The sequence below is a fragment of the Bacillus cereus group sp. MG1 genome (genome assembly GCF_040460035.1).
Classification (GTDB): Bacteria; Bacillota; Bacilli; order Bacillales; family Bacillaceae_G; genus Bacillus_A; species Bacillus_A cereus.
Genome location: NZ_JARVGY010000001.1, coordinates 4,862,376 through 4,878,194 on the forward strand (window position 1 = coordinate 4,862,376; position 15,819 = coordinate 4,878,194).

Sequence of the window (15,819 nt, forward strand, 5' to 3'; positions counted from 1 at the left end):
GTTCTTTGAGTATGCTTGATTGCACATAAGGAGGAAAAGGTGATGTGGAAAGACACCATTCACAGTATCTCATCAAATTTAAGCTTGAAAAACCCAGCTACGAAGGATGAACTTACTGATATACAAAAATGTTTACATGTGGAGTTACCGAATGATTTATATCAATTATTACAGGAAACAAACGGTATAGAAGGTGAATACGGTGACTTTATATGGTCTGCTTCAAAAATTAAAACTGAAAATATGAGTATGAGAAATATAGTTGATTTTAAGGATTTATACATGCCTTTTGACTGTTTATTATTTTTTGCTGATGGGGGAAATGGTGATTTGTTTGGCTATTCCATTTTGAATGGAAAAGTACAAAGAGATGATATATATGTATGGAACCATGAAAATGATAGTAGAACGTGGGTTGCTCTTTCTTTAAAGACTTTTATGGAGTGGTGGGAGAGTGGAAAGATGATAATTTAAATATAGTATCAAAAAAAGTGCCTTGTTACTAAAGAAACAAGGCACTTTTTCACGAATAATGAATCTACCACTCAAACGGTTCTTCTCCATACAGTTCCCATAGCTTAGGAAACATCTTTTTTAAACCTTCTTCATCGTCTTCATTCCAGTCAAATTCAAAATCTACATCGTCGAATTCTTCATTAGATAAGACATGGTAAAGTGTAAAGTAAGTATCATCTTCGTCACCAGTTTTTTCTGCATATACAGTGAAACCGAAATATAAAGAAAGTTCTTCTATTTCTGGGACGTCATACTCACTCAAATTTTCTAATACAGGAATTAATCGTTCTGGATCTTCAATACAAGCTTCGTATGTCTCTTTTCCTTGATATAATAACCATCCGCGGAAGTAATCGAAAGTATCATCTGAACAGCCACCCATAATAATATAGGCTGCTGCCCATAAACGGGAGGTATAGGAATCTTTCAAAAGACGATGCATATGCGTATCAAAAGCTACAATTTCATGTACTGTACGTTTAGCAAGGTGGGAAGTAAGCCATTCTATTTGTTCTTCTTGGTCTTCACCTTTCGTTTTTGCACGATTAAGTAGTTCCCAAAATTCTTCTTCTGTTATCGTTTTTTCTTTTATGTAATCTTCCCCAGGCAACGGGTCTGTATATCCTTTTTTACGTTTGGAAGCAACTAGTTTATTAGCTTCTTTCATACATTCTTCTTCTGTTTCAAACTCTTTCGCTTTCACACTGCCAGCTGTGCCAATTTTTCCGTAAAACACAACATAGTCTTTTTCTTTCACAACGATTTTCCAAAACTTATTTGATTTCTCAGTTTGCTGGATTAATAACGTTTCCATCCGTACCCCCATAATGTTTTCTAGTGTGCAATATGATTGTAACATATGCATATACACTTGTAATGATGAAAAATAATAGTTTAGAAAATTCAAAAATCATTGAATGGAGTGGATAAATTTAGTAACCTTATTTGTACAGTAATTACATAATTGTTTTGTAATAATTCGATATTTATATAAGGGGGCGTTACGGATGGATCTTACATTTAAAGTTGAGGAAACATGTTTTAATTACCGCGTTGGAGCAATTTGTAAACATGATAATAAAATACTCATTCTGCAAGGTGACGGTGAAGATTTTTTGTATGTACCCGGCGGTAGAGTAAAAATGCTAGAGAATAGTGAAGATGCATTAAAACGAGAGCTTGCGGAAGAGATAGGTGTTCCTATTAAAAGGAAAAGGTTAATATGGTCAGTAGAAAATTTCTTTACACTTTCTGAGCGAAAGTTTCATGAAATTAGTTTTTATTATGAAGTAGAGCTACATGAGTTACCTGCGAGTGGAGCGGATCAATATATTTTGGAAGAAGAGGGTAGAACGTATTTGTTTAGATGGGTGCCAGTAGAAGAACTGCATACATATAACTTACAGCCTGCATTTATAAAAGAGAAAGTAAAGGATGTATCAGTTCACACAGAACATATCGTATTACAAAAGTAAACGTATTCGGAGGAGAAAACGGTGAAGGGGACTAAAAAAGAGGTACATATAAATGACAAAGTAATTCGTTACACACATATCGAAAAAGGTTCTAGTACGGTTTGTTTTATGTTTTCAGGTTCAGGATACAATTATGATAAGCCGTTATTTTATTACGCAACGATGTTAATGCTTGAACATAAAATAGATGTTGTACATATTCATTATTCTTATGATGGACAATTAATGAATAAACCAATGGAAGAAGTAACGAAAGTAATGATGGATGATATTAATCCTGTAATAAATGAAGTATTAAAAGATGAGCAATACAACGAGACTATGTTTTTAGGGAAGTCACTCGGAACAATTCCGATTGCAAATGATTTAATGAAGAGAGAAGAATTCGCGCAGTCAAAAATGATACTACTTACACCTTTACTGACGTTTGATACAATTTTTGATTTTATCTTACATAGTCGACACGAAGGGTTTTTAGTTATTGGGGATAAAGATCACCAATACAATGCAGATCAAATTGATCAGTTATATAAAACGAATTTACAGATTGAAGTTGTCAAAAATGCAAATCATTCTGTAAATGTTGGGGGATATGAAACGGAAAATTCAATTGAGGCTATAGCGAAAATAATAGGAAAACTTAAAGAAGTTGTTAGGACAAACTAACCTATTAATACATGCAAAAGAGGTGCGAATTGCACCTCTTTTACTTTAATAAGCCTTCAAAACATGAAGTAAATAATCCTTACGATTCAGCGGATTATAATCAACACGTTTTCGAGTAGGGAAGGGAGCCATAAGTTTTGTGAAACCAGCTGGCTTCGTTGTAAATATGCCTTCTCCTTCTGTAAATGAATGTAGTATTCGTTTGAAACTCTCTGTTTTCGCAACAGGTAATGATCCTGTTAACTGATAAGAATTGTTATTGAATATAGGCTCTGCAAAAGTTGCTGGAACGGCAGCGAGCTTATACATTGCGGTACTAATTGCTTGCTCCGGTACAGTTAATTCAAACGCATTAACTGGTTCATATACATATGTTGCAGCTTGTTTTAAAGCATCCATTAAAACGAGCGGTGTTAAGTTTCTAAAGTCACTCGCTGTTGTAACAGGACTAGCATAACCAGTATGTGTTAACGTGACGATAATATCTGTAACTTCCCACCCATATAATCCTTGTTTTAACGTTTGAAATACCGTATCTTCAATCGCTTTATGAAATGCTAAAGGTAGTGAGCCGAGCTCAACACCTAATTTATATGGTATACCGCAATTAAGTTCACCACGTTCAACTTTGAATCCGATTGTTGCGTAAAATGGATTCTCTTTTTCACCCATTACTTCAACAGAATTGCCTACGCCAATTGGTTTCTCGATACATACAACTCGCGTATTTGAAAAATTAACCTGCAAATTATATTTCTCATAAAGTGTTGTTTCAATTACTTCTTTTTGTACCTCACCGAAAAGGCGAATATATAGTTCATTATGAACATCGTCTTTCCAAACTTTAATGAGCGGATCTTCTTCACAGAGTTCCATAAGAACAGCGTATAAATTATGAATTTGCTCTTTAGGTACCGCATCAATGGCAGCTTCCATTTGTGGTTCGGCAAAGTGAATATCTTTTATATAATCCGTACGTTCACCGATAATATCACCAATTTTAATATCATTCAGCCCCCACACTTTACAAAACTCACCGCTAGGAACGGTAGAAGTTTGAACGGTATCTCCATTATGAAATAGGCACATTTTTTTTATCTTTTCTTTATGGAATAGAGACTTACTGCGCTGTATATTAACATATTTTCTAACATGTAAGCTACCTGAAAAAACTCTTATATAAGCAACCTTTTCTCCAGAAGGTTCACGTTCAATTTTAAAAACAACACCGGATAATGGTTCCTCTTGTGCCGATGTAAGAGTTGGAATGAGAGCCGGAAGTTTTTCAAGAAGTTCTGTTACGCTCATACCAGTCATTGCTGAACCGAAAAAGATTGGATACACATTCGCTTGCTGTATTTGCTGTTCTAGTTTTTCTCTTAATAGTGCGTCCGGTATTATTTCGTTATTTACATATGATTCAAGTAACGATTCATTAAATGGTGCTAACAGTTCCATACAATCGTCATATGATTTGTATTCAATGATCCGGGCTTCTTTCGTTCCTTCGTTTAGAACAGAGTAGAAGGGGAATGCTTCATTTGAAAGAACCTCTTTTATTTGTTTCATAACTTTTTCAGTGTTTGCGCCACTACGATCAATTTTATTAACGAATAAAATAGTCGGTATGTTTAGTTTCTGTAATGTTCGCATTAAAATTTTTGTTTGTGCTTGCACACCTTCAACGGCAGAGATAACTAAAATCGCACCGTCTAGAACGCGGAATGATCGCTCCACTTCAGCGATAAAATCAGCGTGTCCAGGTGTATCAATGACATTTACTTTTACAGCATCAATAAAGAAAGAAACGACAGATGCTTTAATCGTAATTCCGCGTTGTCTTTCTAATTCCATTGAGTCAGTTTGTGTATTACCACTATCTACTCGGCCAATTTCTTTAATCACATTCGTTTCATAAAGAATACGCTCAGTCAAACTCGTCTTGCCAGCGTCTACGTGCGCGACAATCCCTATATTTATTGTTGTCATTTGTGAATATCCTCATTTCATTTTCCATTTTCAATTCCTCATTTCTATTTGTATATTGCCGCATTATCAATCACTCTCCAGTTCTTTAAATTAGTATTATTATAGTGCAATTAACATTATTTGTAACGCTACAAAGCGCCTTAATTTGAAAAAAATAAAATGAAAACAAAATGCTTGCATTCTAAATCGATATAGATTATATTAATTGACATATCAACTATTGATACATCAAATGTTTTTATTTTGATTGTAAAGGAGGGTTAATTTGACAAGTTCATGCTCAAAAGAAGCGATTATTTTATATAAATTACACTTTCTAAATAAAGAAGTAAGTTCGAAATTTGAAGGGTGTACGGGTATGAGCCAGTCTCGATTAGAGCTTATACTTCGGTTATATGAAGTAGGTGAAATTAGTCAAAAAGCACTTCAACAAGAAGTGAATATTGATAATGCTGCGATAACAAGGCATTTAAAGCAGCTTGAGGCCAATGAAATGATTGTAAGACGTAAAAATCCAGATGATAACAGAATTACGTTAGTTTCTCTTACTGAAGAGGGACGAAATAAAATTCAAGCATTTCAAGAGGAAAAAGAACGTTTTGCAGCATCTGCATTTAAAGGATTAAGTGAGGAAGAACGCGATAATCTTTTAAATATGTTAAATCACATTCAAGAAAATATAAAAGAATTATAAAAAAGGGAGAATACAACTATGACTAACTCAGTAAAAACAAATGATTTTAACGAAATTTTAACAGGACGTCGTTCAATTCGTAAGTACGACCCTTCAGTGAAAATTAGCAAAGAAGAAATGACAGAAATTCTTACAGAAGCAACACTTGCACCATCTTCAGTAAACATGCAACCATGGAGATTTTTAGTAATTGAAAGTGACGAAGCGAAAGCAACACTTGCGCCACTTGCGAAATTCAACCAATCACAAGTAGAAACATCTTCAGCGATGATCGCTTTATTTGGTGATTTAAATAACTTTGATAACGCAGAAGAAATTTACGGTACAGCAGTAGAGCGCGGTTTAATGCCAGCAGAAGTAAAAGAAGATCAAATGAAAAAACTTTCAGCTTACTTCTCAATGGTTACACCAGAAGTCATGAAAGATACAGTGCTAATTGACGGTGGTCTTGTAGCAATGCAATTTATGCTAGCAGCTCGTGCTCACGGTTACGATACTTGTCCAATTGGTGGATTTGAAAAAGACCAAATCGCAGAAGCATTTGGACTAGATAAAGAACGTTACGTACCAGTAATGTTAATTTCAATCGGAAAAGCTGCTGATAGTGGTTACCAATCAGTACGTCTTCCAATTGACAAAGTTGCTGAGTGGAAGTAATCTAATTAGGTCATAGAAATATATGGAATATGAAAGGGGAAACACCATGATTATTATTCACGCAATATTTCAAGTAGACCCAGCAAAACAACAATCATTTTTAGAAGAAATTCAGCCACTCATTCACGGTTCAAGAGAAGAAAGTGGAAATGTATCTTATGATTTATATAAAGATACAGAAAAAGAAAGTGTTTATACGATGGTAGAAGTATGGAAAGATGAAGCAGCAGTTGCGAGCCATAATACGAGTGAACACTTCACATCTTTCGTTAGTAAAGCAGCACAATTTTTAACTGCTCCGCTTAATATAAAAGCTTATAATGGAGAATTAGTAAAATAATAAGGTAGAAAAAGATGACTTTAGCATATGGCTGAAGTCATCTTTTTTGTATAAGTAGAATCCATTTTGGACTCAGTTATGTTGATAGATAAGCGTTGCTCGCATCCTCAGTAAGAGTGCTGAATTGTATGTTAAATTCGAACATTCGGTTTATTGGGATATTTTTCCGTGGTATAATTTTCTTGTAAATAAAAGGTAGAGGGGAGTAAGTAATGGGAGAATTTCAAAGTAATTTGCATACGGCAACGCAACTTGCAACGAAAATGAGAAATGCTTCAGATAGAATGCAAAGTGCTACTAGTCGCTCTATAAATAAGGCAACGCGTACGACACTATCTGTGAACTTCCAAGCACAAGAGGCAAATCAACAAAATTTACAGATCACGAAACAATTTTGTACTGCTTTTCAACAAACAATTGATAATATCCATTCCGTAGCAAATGAATTTGAGAAAATGGATACAGGACTTCAAAAGACTTTTCAATAATGTAACAACCTACGTAAAGGGGAAAAGGTAGGGAGAAAAGATGAGTCAAGAAATTGAAACGAGAATCAGTCAATGTAATCAAAAATTACGAATTATATTTGAAGAACAAAATGAAAACCGAATTGCGCTGCAAAATCAAGAACGAGCTGAGGTTAGTTTTCATGAATGGAAAAATAGAAGTAATCGTTTATTTAACCGAATACTAGAAACTTGGCACGGCGACAAAGAAGTGTTTCACCTTTTTACGAATATGCGGCAAGAAATCGGACAGTATGAAAGAAAACTTACATTCGAATTAGAAAATGAAAAAGAGACGTTGCTTAAAGAAAAACGGCATCTCAGTGAGAAAGAAAACGACCTTTCCTATGAACAGCAGCAACTACAAAGGGAGGCCAATACATGAGTTTAAACATGTATTTGGGAGAAGTACAAAGTCAAACTCAAAGTATGAACGCTATATGTAATGCTACGATTCAAAGTATGGAACAAGCCATTCAATCTATTGATGCCTTTGCGATAGACACAGTATTACAAGGACAAACATACAGTAGTGCAAAAGCCTACCTTGTCCAAACATTTCGGCCATTAGCGCAAGGAATCATATGCTTATGTGAAGAATTAATTCGCCAAAACGAAGCATTTCCAAACGAGTTCCAAGCGAAAGTTGCTTCGACAGATGTGATCGAACAAGAAATAAGAGAACAAATACGGGGAATTAATCAATCGATTACAAGTATAGAAGCAATAGAAGTACTTACACCGATGCCCGGAGTAAGTGCGATTGTAACGGTATTAGGTGCAATGAGAAAAAAACTGGAAGAAAAACTAGAGCGTTTACAAGAATTCGAACATTCATCCAGCAACAACTACAGCACCGCCCTCCAATTAGCGGCTAGCATCACAGCCGGACTCGCTGAAGTGCAAAGCGGGAAAGGATTTAGTCCTGTGAGTGGGACGTTTAGTACACAAGGGTTGAATATGGATTGGGTGAGTTCGATTCAGGGGATTATAGAAGAAACAGCTCGAAAAAACGAGATGAAAGAAATTACTTTGCACAAACAAGAAATGAACTTACAAGAACAGGAAGACAATAGATCATGGCATGAAAAAACAGCCATTTATGCGCAAACATTTTTGCATGGAGTTATCGAATTTTTTCAAGGTGCTGGTGATGCAGCACTAGAAAACTTTTTTGGACTACAACCACATGAGAATGATAAATTAGAAAGTAAGACAACTTACCAAGCTGGAAGGTTGGCTGGAAATGTTATATCAATAGCCGGGTCCATTGTAGAAATGTTTGAAGCTATTTCGCTCATAGGCGGATCTAATTTCTTAACGATCGTCGCAGAAGTAGGAACTGGCGGATTAGCGTCACCAATTGTTATTCCATTAGATATAGCAGCAACAGCTACTGGGGCAAGTCTTTTTGTACATGGTGGATTTGTATGGGATAAATCGATTCAAAATGCTAAGGATACTCTTCAAAGAATCGAGTCTTCTGGTGGAGGTAAGGGTACTGGTGATGGTGGCCAGGGAGCCAGTGTAGCAGGGAACATTGGAAAAAATGATAAACTAGCAAGTCAAGGACATGTTGATGCTGGCGTTTCAGGGGCTCCAAAAGTTGATGCAGGAAAACAAGGTAAACATGTTCCTGGTCATGGGAATAATGTCTCAACCAAATCGCAGTGGGGAGCAGGGAAGAATGGAGTAGTAGAGACACAAGAAGCATGGGTGAAAGGAACACCAGTAAAGCCAGATGGAAGTGTTAGAGTACATGATTTTGGAAAACCAATAGGTCCAAATGGAGAAACGAGGGTAAAGGTTCATATGGATGGTAAAGGAAATATACATGGATACCCTGTACAATAAAGGAGAATAATTATGAGTGATGAGATACTAAAAGTTGTAAATAAATTATATAAACAAGGTGATTTCCAATATGTTTTGGGGAAATTTGTTGATAAACATTTCTGGGATGGAGAAATTAATAAAATATCAAATATAAACGTTGATAATATTACTGATTTTAGTTATTCATCATGTTTTTCTTACATTCTTCTACCACTAGATGTGAAATTTCGTTTTGGTAGTGTAGAATTCAGTGAGTATGTTCGGAAGCAATCAGAAATTAATTGTGTAATGCTAATGATTTCGGCAATCGCGCCATATGCAGTGGTTAAATATTTAAGATATAGATACACTAATGGTACAATCGAGCTAGTTGAAGAGTCCTCGCCATACAATGATGAATCTAAGAAAATAGGAAGTAGTATTTTAAAATTATTAGATAGTAACGGAATAAAGAATCTTGATAAAGAAACGTTAAGTATTGAAGTGGAGGATGTTTCGTTAGAGTTAAAGGAAACAGGTGTTACTATATATAATTGTTTATTTGAAGATGAGTATTAAAAAGAAGCATTAATGATTGTCCAGAAACCAAAGAAGGGATACAAATAATAGAGGTAGATTAGTAGTTGTTAAGAAGTGATTACAGTTCGAAAATATAGCTGGTTATTTGAAAAGCCATTTAAAAGTCTGATTAATGTTATTTTGTGTAATGATAATACAAAATCTTGTGAATTCATGAAAAAATACTTGTTAGGGCAATGGTATGTTGGGCATAATAATATGGTATGGTATGGTATGAATGCCATAAACATTAAGAAAAATTATATTTTGGTTATTGGAGTTTTGAAAGTGGAGCAATTATGAAAATTTTAGGATTAGATGATAGTATATTAAAAGATATTTCTTATTATCCTTATGACATGGTTCATTTTAAAAATGAATAAATTCTCTATGCGAAAAAATAATATTAGTACAAAGAGATAATTATTGTTAAAATAATCAAAAAATATTTAATTACGCTTGTAACAGAAATATGTACTTATAGCACTTGATTGTCGACTAAAGGCAACAAGTGCTTTTTATTTAGGGTATGGTTCAAGTTGATAAAGTAGCAGAGAGCATTATGTTGCTAGAAACTTAAATGAACATCAATTAAAAGTTGTAGAAGCCAAGAAAAATATTATGAAAAAAAGAAAAAAAGGGAATTATGGTGAAATAAAATCTAGTGACAATTTATTGAATAATCAAAGTTTAAAAGAAGCTGGATTTGATTTAAAGCCAGTCGGAAAAAGTGCACCATCAGGCATAAATGATAAAATAGTAAAAGGAATTGATGGATTATACGAAAATGCAAATGCAGAATCAAAGATCAAATACGTTATAGATGAAGCTAAGTTTGGTAGTTCACAATTGGGGAAAACTAAAGATGGACGACAAATGTCAAATGATTGGTTGAAAGGTTCTGAAACTGGAAAAAGTAGAATATTAAAAGCTGTTGAGGGAGATTAAGTATTAGCTGAACAGATTACGAAAGCCTTGCAAAGAGGTAAAGTTGAAAGAGTATTATCAAAAGTTGATAGTAGTGGAAAGGTTAAAACATTTAAGATAGATGCAAAGGGTAACATCGTTGGAGAGTGGCCATAATCTAGAAGCGGGGAGGAATTAAAAAGAATGAGAGATCATTTATGTATAGAAGAAAAATGTAAAAGGGGAATAGAATATCATAAAGAGTTTATCGAAGAAAATAGAGAAGAGATTAAAAGTTTAGAAGAAGATGAAAAAAATGGTATTCAAAGATATCCTAATGATAACAAAAGTATTATATTAGAAAATTATTTGTCGAATTTTATACATGAGATGAACGATATTAGGGCAATGTATTCTTTAGGAGAAGACATTAGTAAAATGGAAGTATATTTTTATAATGCGATAGATGATTTAGAGCATACAGGGACTAGCAAAGTGGGTTATATATATATGCTTTGGATAATTTCTTTAGGAATTTTGTTAGAGACGGGTAAAAAGAATATAGAAAGATTAAAAAAGATAGTTGATAAAAAAAATGTGAACGATGCAGTAATCGATTTCCTCTTATGCGCTAGTGATATTGGATACACAAAAATGACGAATGTTTATTTTAAAGAAAATCCATATGCAAAAACGAGAGAGATTATAGAACTTGCACAAGCAGATAAAAAAGAAGCATCTAAAAGATTACAAACGTACATGGAGAAAGAATGGTTTAAAGGCCATTATGATTATGAATGGAAAAATGCGCATAAAGAACCTGGATATGTAGGATGTTGGAGTTTTGAAACAGCGGCGCTTGCGAAAATTTTGGAACTTGATGATACATGTTTAAAAGATAATAATCACTATCCTTATGATTTGGCACATTACAAAAATGAAATGAAATTCAAGCATATAGACCTAAGTGAATATCACTATGAAGATGAGACAGAAGAAATCGAGGATATAGTAGAAGGAATTGAACATAATCCTGCATTGGAAAATATTATTCCGCCAAAATGGCATTCATTGGTCAATGAATTAATACATGACTATGAGAATATGGATGATAGTAGTTTTTATGAAAAATACAAAAAAACGATAGGAATAGGTCAAGTGTGGTTCTTACCACAAGAGTATGAAGAAGAAAATGAACAAAAAAATCTATTAGGAAGTTTAATTGTGTTTGCCCTGACGGTAAGAGATTATATATTACAACTGGACTATAAAGAAGATTTAGAAGACTACATTGATAATCTTAAAAATTTCTGGAATGTTTCAGAAACAAAGTTAATTCAATTTATTTTAGAGAATGATCAAAATTATTATGCATGGGTACCAAAAGAAGCAAACATCCCAAATATGTATGAAGTGAAGATTGAGAGTGTCGATGTAGAGGAAGTTCTATAATAAGCAAATTAAAACATTGTGTATCATGAGTAATGTTGAAAAAACTAATTTATACGGAATTTAATGAATTAAGAGGTTAAAAATAGTGGTAGTTTGGAGAATCCAACTGCCACTATTTTTGTGTTTACGAATGGTTCTGTAAAGTAAGTAGTGTGTTTAATGAATTCAATCATTCATCCGTCCAGCAACAATTACAGCACCGCCCTCCAATTAGCGGCTAGCATCACAGCCGGACTCGCTGAAGTGCAAAGCGGGAAAGGATTTAGTCCTGTGAGTGGGACGTTTAGTACACAAGGGTTGAATATGGATTGGGTGAGTTCGATTCAGGGGATTATAGAAGAAACAGCTCGAAAAAACGAGATGAAAGAAATTACTTTGCACAAACAAGAAATGAACTTACAAGAACAGGAAGACAATAGATCATGGCATGAAAAAACAGCCATTTATGCGCAAACATTTTTGCATGGAGTTATCGAATTTTTTCAAGGTGCTGGTGATGCAGCACTAGAAAACTTTTTTGGACTACAACCACATGAGAATGATAAATTAGAAAGTAAGACAACTTACCAAGCTGGAAGGTTGGCTGGAAATGTTATATCAATAGCCGGGTCCATTGTAGAAATGTTTGAAGCTATTTCGCTCATAGGCGGATCTAATTTCTTAACGATCGTCGCAGAAGTAGGAACTGGCGGATTAGCGTCACCAATTGTTATTCCATTAGATATAGCAGCAACAGCTATTGGGGCAAGTCTTTTTGTACATGGTGGATTTGTTTGGAATAAATCGATTCAAAATACTAAGGATACTATTCAAAAAATCCAGTCTTCTGGTGGGGGTAAGGGTGCGAGTAATCGAATACCTTCTTATGGAAAAGATTCTGTACCTAAAGGTCCATACCGTGAAGTAAATGGTTATCCAATAAAAGTGAAAGCAGGAGCTCAAGAGAAGCATATTCCTGATACACCGAACTATAAACAAGAATTAGCAAATGGAAAAAATAAGAGCATTTTCTATGGCGATAATAAAATAGCACAAGAATTGCTTGATAAGTTTGCAGGAAAAGGTGAACTATTAAAAAACGGTAGAGAAAGAGTAGACTTTGGTGAGCCAATAGGAAAATATTATGACCGCAATACTGGTGAATACCATGAGACTACTAAAGGGTTGATTCATTATGGTCTTGATGGCGCTCATATAGTACCATCCAGACCATAAAAATCATAAGAAAAGAGGATGCGAATGGGGTACGATTCTTTAATTGGAACATTAATAAATTATGAACATAGTGACATGATACTAGAATGGAAAAGTGGATTGAGGATTATTGGAGAACTAGATACAGTTTTTGAAACAGACAATGGACTAGATGAGGATGATATAAATTATACAGAATATGATGCAGCTGTATTTAGAGTAAATAATATTTTATCTCGACCTAATACAAACGAAGGTACTGTATATAATTGGTTAAAACAAGAAAAAAGTTCATTGGTTGAAATTTCTCTCTATGATGATCCGCCAAGTGCAGTGTTTTTAACTGACGGAAAAAGAGTATGGGAAAGAGAAATGTGTAAATAATAGGTGGCATTTAAACTGTTACCTTATTAGTCAAATTAGATTTAGTTAATTTTGATATATGGTTTTTAATGGAATCAGAACAGGCTACTAACATATACTCTGGTATGAAGAAAAGATATCCTAATCGTAAGCTGATTCCTTTTGCTAAAAGATTTGATAATGATGATACTGCATGTTTTGAAATCGACAAAGGAAGTAAAGTTCAATTTATTCATGATTTTACTTGTGAAGGTTTTGAACGAAGAAAAGAATTTGATGACTTTTGGGATTGGGTTGAATGTGCTATGAAAGAAATGATAGATTACAATCGAAGTGAAAAAAACAATAATCAAAATCATTTAAAAATTTAATTGAATAAGTATCTTATGCTTTACGTCATGCTCCGTGGGAATACGAATTGGAGTTAGATGAGAATGGCTGGGTGTCTGTTGAGCAACTTTTACACGCACTTCACCAATCCATTGAATGGAGAGATGTGAAGATAGAAGATTTAAAAATAATGATTGAGAAATCTGAGAAAAAAGGCATGAGCTAAAAGAAAATAAAATTCGTGCGTTGTATGAACATTCTATTCCCATGAAAATAGTAAAGGAAGAAGGCGTTCCACCTAAATTTCTTTATCATGGTACATCTCCTCGCTTTTTAAATTCTATTGAATTAAATGGGCTATCACCTATGTATAGACAATATGTCCATCTTTCTGAAGATATTGTAACTGCTGAATTAGTGGGGAAAAGAAAAGATAAGCATCCTATTATTTTAGAAGTTAATACTGAAAAAGCTAGAGAAGAAGGCGTTAAATTTTATTTAGGAAATGAAAAAGCTTGGTTAGCAGATGAGATTCCTAGTGAGTTTATCGCAATTAATAAGAATTAATTGAATCTATTCTACTAGATTATGACGGCAGGAAAAAATTTTTCTTTAGGATATATATTTGAATGAACCATGTTATCTGTCTTAAAATAAACAAATAAAAGGCGAGTTACTTATGGAAAATAATCAACAAAAGAGACTTCACATTTGAGGTCTCTTTTGTTGATTTAAATTGAAAATTATTATTTAAGCGAATGCACTTTCGTACCTCGCATTTCACAGGCACATAGGCTTCAATTGATGTTATATAGTATGTTTTTCAATGTAAAGAAACATTAGAAAAAGCTGGACAATATTATTAAATAGCCGGGTCCATTGTAGAAATGTTTGAAGCTATTTCGCTCATAGGCGGATCTAATTTCTTAACTATCGTTGCAGAAGTAGGAACTGGCGGATTAGCATCACCAATTGTTATTCCATTAGATATAGCAGCAACAGCTACTGGGGCAAGTCTTTTTGTACATGGTGGATTTGTTTGGGATAAATCGATTCAAAATACTAAGGATACTATTCAAAAAATCCAGTCTTCTGGTGGAGGTGCGGCTAACGGTAAACCTAGCAGTAACAAAAATACAACTGTAGATAATTTTGATGCAAAAACAGCTACAAATAAGCAAAAAGGTAATTATGGTGAAATAAAATCTAGTGACAATTTATTGAATAATCAAAGTTTAAAAGAAGCTGGATTTGATTTAAAGCCAGTCGGAAAAAGTGCACCATCAGGCATAAATGATAAAATAGTAAAAGGAATTGATGGATTATACGAAAATGCAAATGCAGAATCAAAGATCAAATATGTTATTGATGAAGCAAAGTTTGGTAGTTCACAATTGGGGAAAACTAAAGATGGACGACAAATGTCAAATATGGATAGATGGTTCTAGACGTTTGGAATCAACTGTTGGAGAAGAAATGGCAGATAAAATTCGAGAAGAAATGCTTTTGAATCCTGAAAATGTACAAAATATACTAATTAATGTTGACAAGGATGGTAATGTGGTTAAAAACATTTTGGATTCTTCTGGGAAGAAAATAATTGAGTAAGGAGAATGAAATGAGAGATATTTTAAAAAATGAAGATTATTTCGAGGATTATTTAAATAGACAGAATAATAGAATAGAAAAATATAAAGAATTAGCAATAAAAGTAAAAAATGAAAGATCAAATGATTTAGGTAGTATTAAAAGAGCTTATGGATATATTGAATCAATTTGTATTGATAAATTTAATTGTTTATATTCAATGGGAAGACCTATGGAAGTACTAAGAGATTTTTACCCCGAAATAATTGAGGCGATGAAAAAGGGGTGGAGTGGCAAATATAGATATGTAGATTTATTGTGGGTTCTTTCTATTGGGATAATGCTTGATGTTTCAAAAGATTATATAATTGAATTAGAAAAGTTGGTAGAAAAAGAGAAATTGAATGATTATTTGATTGATTTTTTATTTAGTTATAAAGATGAAAATTGGGAAGGGAATACCACAGAATTTATCTTTGTAGACCCATATAAATCAATTTATCATGTGATCAATGCAAAGAATAAAGAAGAATCAGTAAAGGAATTGAAAGAATATTTAGAGGGGAAATGGTATAAGGGGCATAGTGATACAGGCTGGTATGACTCACATGAAAATAAAAATGATATCTACAATGGTTATTGGAGTTACGAAAGCGGAGCAATCGTAAAGATTTTAAAATTAGATGATTCAAGTTTAAAAAATACTTTATACTACCCTTATGATATGGTGCATTATCAAGGAAAATAAAT

General features: G+C 33.7%; 16 protein-coding genes and 5 pseudogenes. 19 read left to right on the forward strand and 2 right to left on the reverse strand.

The genetic code is table 11. The annotated features are described in order from the left end of the window. Positions 1–42: 42 nt before the first annotated feature. The gene (locus QCI79_RS25365) at positions 43–474 is read left to right on the forward strand and encodes an SMI1/KNR4 family protein (RefSeq protein ID WP_000265341.1); all 432 of its coding nucleotides are present in this window, start codon (positions 43–45) and stop codon (positions 472–474) included. 64 nt (positions 475–538) lie between these two features. Here QCI79_RS25365 and QCI79_RS25370 read toward each other — a convergent pair whose 3' ends face one another. Further along, positions 539–1,330 carry a DUF4240 domain-containing protein gene (locus tag QCI79_RS25370; protein WP_000449121.1) on the reverse strand — a complete coding sequence of 264 codons (792 nt, stop codon included), beginning with the start codon at positions 1,328–1,330 and terminating at the stop codon, positions 539–541. A 193-nt stretch (positions 1,331–1,523) separates the two neighbouring features. On the opposite strand from QCI79_RS25370, the gene QCI79_RS25375 reads away from it, so the two are divergent. Together QCI79_RS25375 and QCI79_RS25380 are read left to right on the forward strand one after the other, a co-directional pair. Continuing rightward, positions 1,524–1,991 carry an NUDIX hydrolase gene (locus QCI79_RS25375; RefSeq protein WP_000366228.1) on the forward strand — a complete coding sequence of 156 codons (468 nt, stop codon included), beginning with the start codon at positions 1,524–1,526 and terminating at the stop codon, positions 1,989–1,991. 21 nt (positions 1,992–2,012) lie between these two features. Further along, entirely contained in the window at positions 2,013–2,657 is a 645-nt protein-coding gene (locus tag QCI79_RS25380; RefSeq protein ID WP_000679152.1) for a hypothetical protein, read from the forward strand. Positions 2,658–2,702: 45 nt separating this feature from the next. On the opposite strand, the gene QCI79_RS25385 is transcribed toward QCI79_RS25380, so the two are convergent. Then, positions 2,703–4,646 (reverse strand): elongation factor G, encoded by a 1,944-nt coding sequence (locus tag QCI79_RS25385; RefSeq protein ID WP_021727846.1) that lies wholly within the window; start codon positions 4,644–4,646, stop codon positions 2,703–2,705. A 265-nt stretch (positions 4,647–4,911) separates the two neighbouring features. Between QCI79_RS25385 and QCI79_RS25390 the strand changes: the two genes are divergently transcribed. The 16 genes and pseudogenes from QCI79_RS25390 (at position 4,912) to QCI79_RS25470 (ending at position 15,817) form a co-directional block, all read left to right on the forward strand. Further along, entirely contained in the window at positions 4,912–5,340 is a 429-nt protein-coding gene (locus QCI79_RS25390) for a MarR family winged helix-turn-helix transcriptional regulator (protein WP_021727847.1), read from the forward strand. A gap of 18 nt (positions 5,341–5,358) precedes the next feature. Then, positions 5,359–5,997 (forward strand): nitroreductase family protein, encoded by a 639-nt coding sequence (locus QCI79_RS25395; RefSeq protein ID WP_000185373.1) that lies wholly within the window; start codon positions 5,359–5,361, stop codon positions 5,995–5,997. Between the two features lie 46 nt (positions 5,998–6,043). After that, on the forward strand, positions 6,044–6,337 hold the full coding sequence (locus tag QCI79_RS25400; protein WP_000583816.1) for a putative quinol monooxygenase: 294 nt from the start codon (positions 6,044–6,046) through the stop codon (positions 6,335–6,337). A 212-nt stretch (positions 6,338–6,549) separates the two neighbouring features. After that, complete coding sequence (locus QCI79_RS25405; RefSeq protein ID WP_000503641.1) at positions 6,550–6,825, forward strand: TIGR04197 family type VII secretion effector; 276 nt, start codon at positions 6,550–6,552, stop codon at positions 6,823–6,825. Between the two features lie 40 nt (positions 6,826–6,865). Next, the gene (locus QCI79_RS25410) at positions 6,866–7,228 is read left to right on the forward strand and encodes a DUF3958 family protein (protein ID WP_000076595.1); all 363 of its coding nucleotides are present in this window, start codon (positions 6,866–6,868) and stop codon (positions 7,226–7,228) included. After that, complete coding sequence (locus QCI79_RS25415) at positions 7,225–8,697, forward strand: T7SS effector LXG polymorphic toxin (protein WP_000056118.1); 1,473 nt, start codon at positions 7,225–7,227, stop codon at positions 8,695–8,697. Before QCI79_RS25410 ends, QCI79_RS25415 begins: the two co-directional genes overlap by 4 nt. Positions 8,698–8,709: 12 nt before the next feature. Continuing rightward, entirely contained in the window at positions 8,710–9,237 is a 528-nt protein-coding gene (locus QCI79_RS25420) for a hypothetical protein (RefSeq protein WP_001278747.1), read from the forward strand. 299 nt (positions 9,238–9,536) lie between these two features. After that, entirely contained in the window at positions 9,537–9,620 is an 84-nt protein-coding gene (locus QCI79_RS25430) for a hypothetical protein (protein ID WP_021728820.1), read from the forward strand. Positions 9,621–9,867: 247 nt separating this feature from the next. Beyond that, positions 9,868–10,320: pseudogene (locus tag QCI79_RS25435) on the forward strand (hypothetical protein); the annotation flags it as partial. A 27-nt stretch (positions 10,321–10,347) separates the two neighbouring features. Next, positions 10,348–11,595 carry a PoNi-like cognate immunity protein gene (locus QCI79_RS25440; RefSeq protein ID WP_038415357.1) on the forward strand — a complete coding sequence of 416 codons (1,248 nt, stop codon included), beginning with the start codon at positions 10,348–10,350 and terminating at the stop codon, positions 11,593–11,595. A gap of 174 nt (positions 11,596–11,769) precedes the next feature. Next, positions 11,770–12,810 (forward strand): annotated as a pseudogene (locus tag QCI79_RS25445) (polymorphic toxin type 50 domain-containing protein); the annotation flags it as partial. 24 nt (positions 12,811–12,834) lie between these two features. Beyond that, positions 12,835–13,173 carry a hypothetical protein gene (locus QCI79_RS25450; protein WP_000540188.1) on the forward strand — a complete coding sequence of 113 codons (339 nt, stop codon included), beginning with the start codon at positions 12,835–12,837 and terminating at the stop codon, positions 13,171–13,173. Positions 13,174–13,199: 26 nt separating this feature from the next. Then, a pseudogene (locus tag QCI79_RS25455) lies at positions 13,200–13,523 on the forward strand (hypothetical protein); the annotation flags it as partial. A gap of 47 nt (positions 13,524–13,570) precedes the next feature. Then, positions 13,571–14,049: pseudogene (locus tag QCI79_RS25460) on the forward strand (RNA 2'-phosphotransferase). A gap of 299 nt (positions 14,050–14,348) precedes the next feature. After that, positions 14,349–15,090 (forward strand): annotated as a pseudogene (locus tag QCI79_RS25465) (hypothetical protein); the annotation flags it as partial. A gap of 10 nt (positions 15,091–15,100) precedes the next feature. After that, positions 15,101–15,817, forward strand: a complete 717-nt coding sequence (locus QCI79_RS25470; RefSeq protein ID WP_001204725.1) for a PoNe immunity protein domain-containing protein — start codon at positions 15,101–15,103, stop codon at positions 15,815–15,817. Positions 15,818–15,819: the final 2 nt, after the last annotated feature.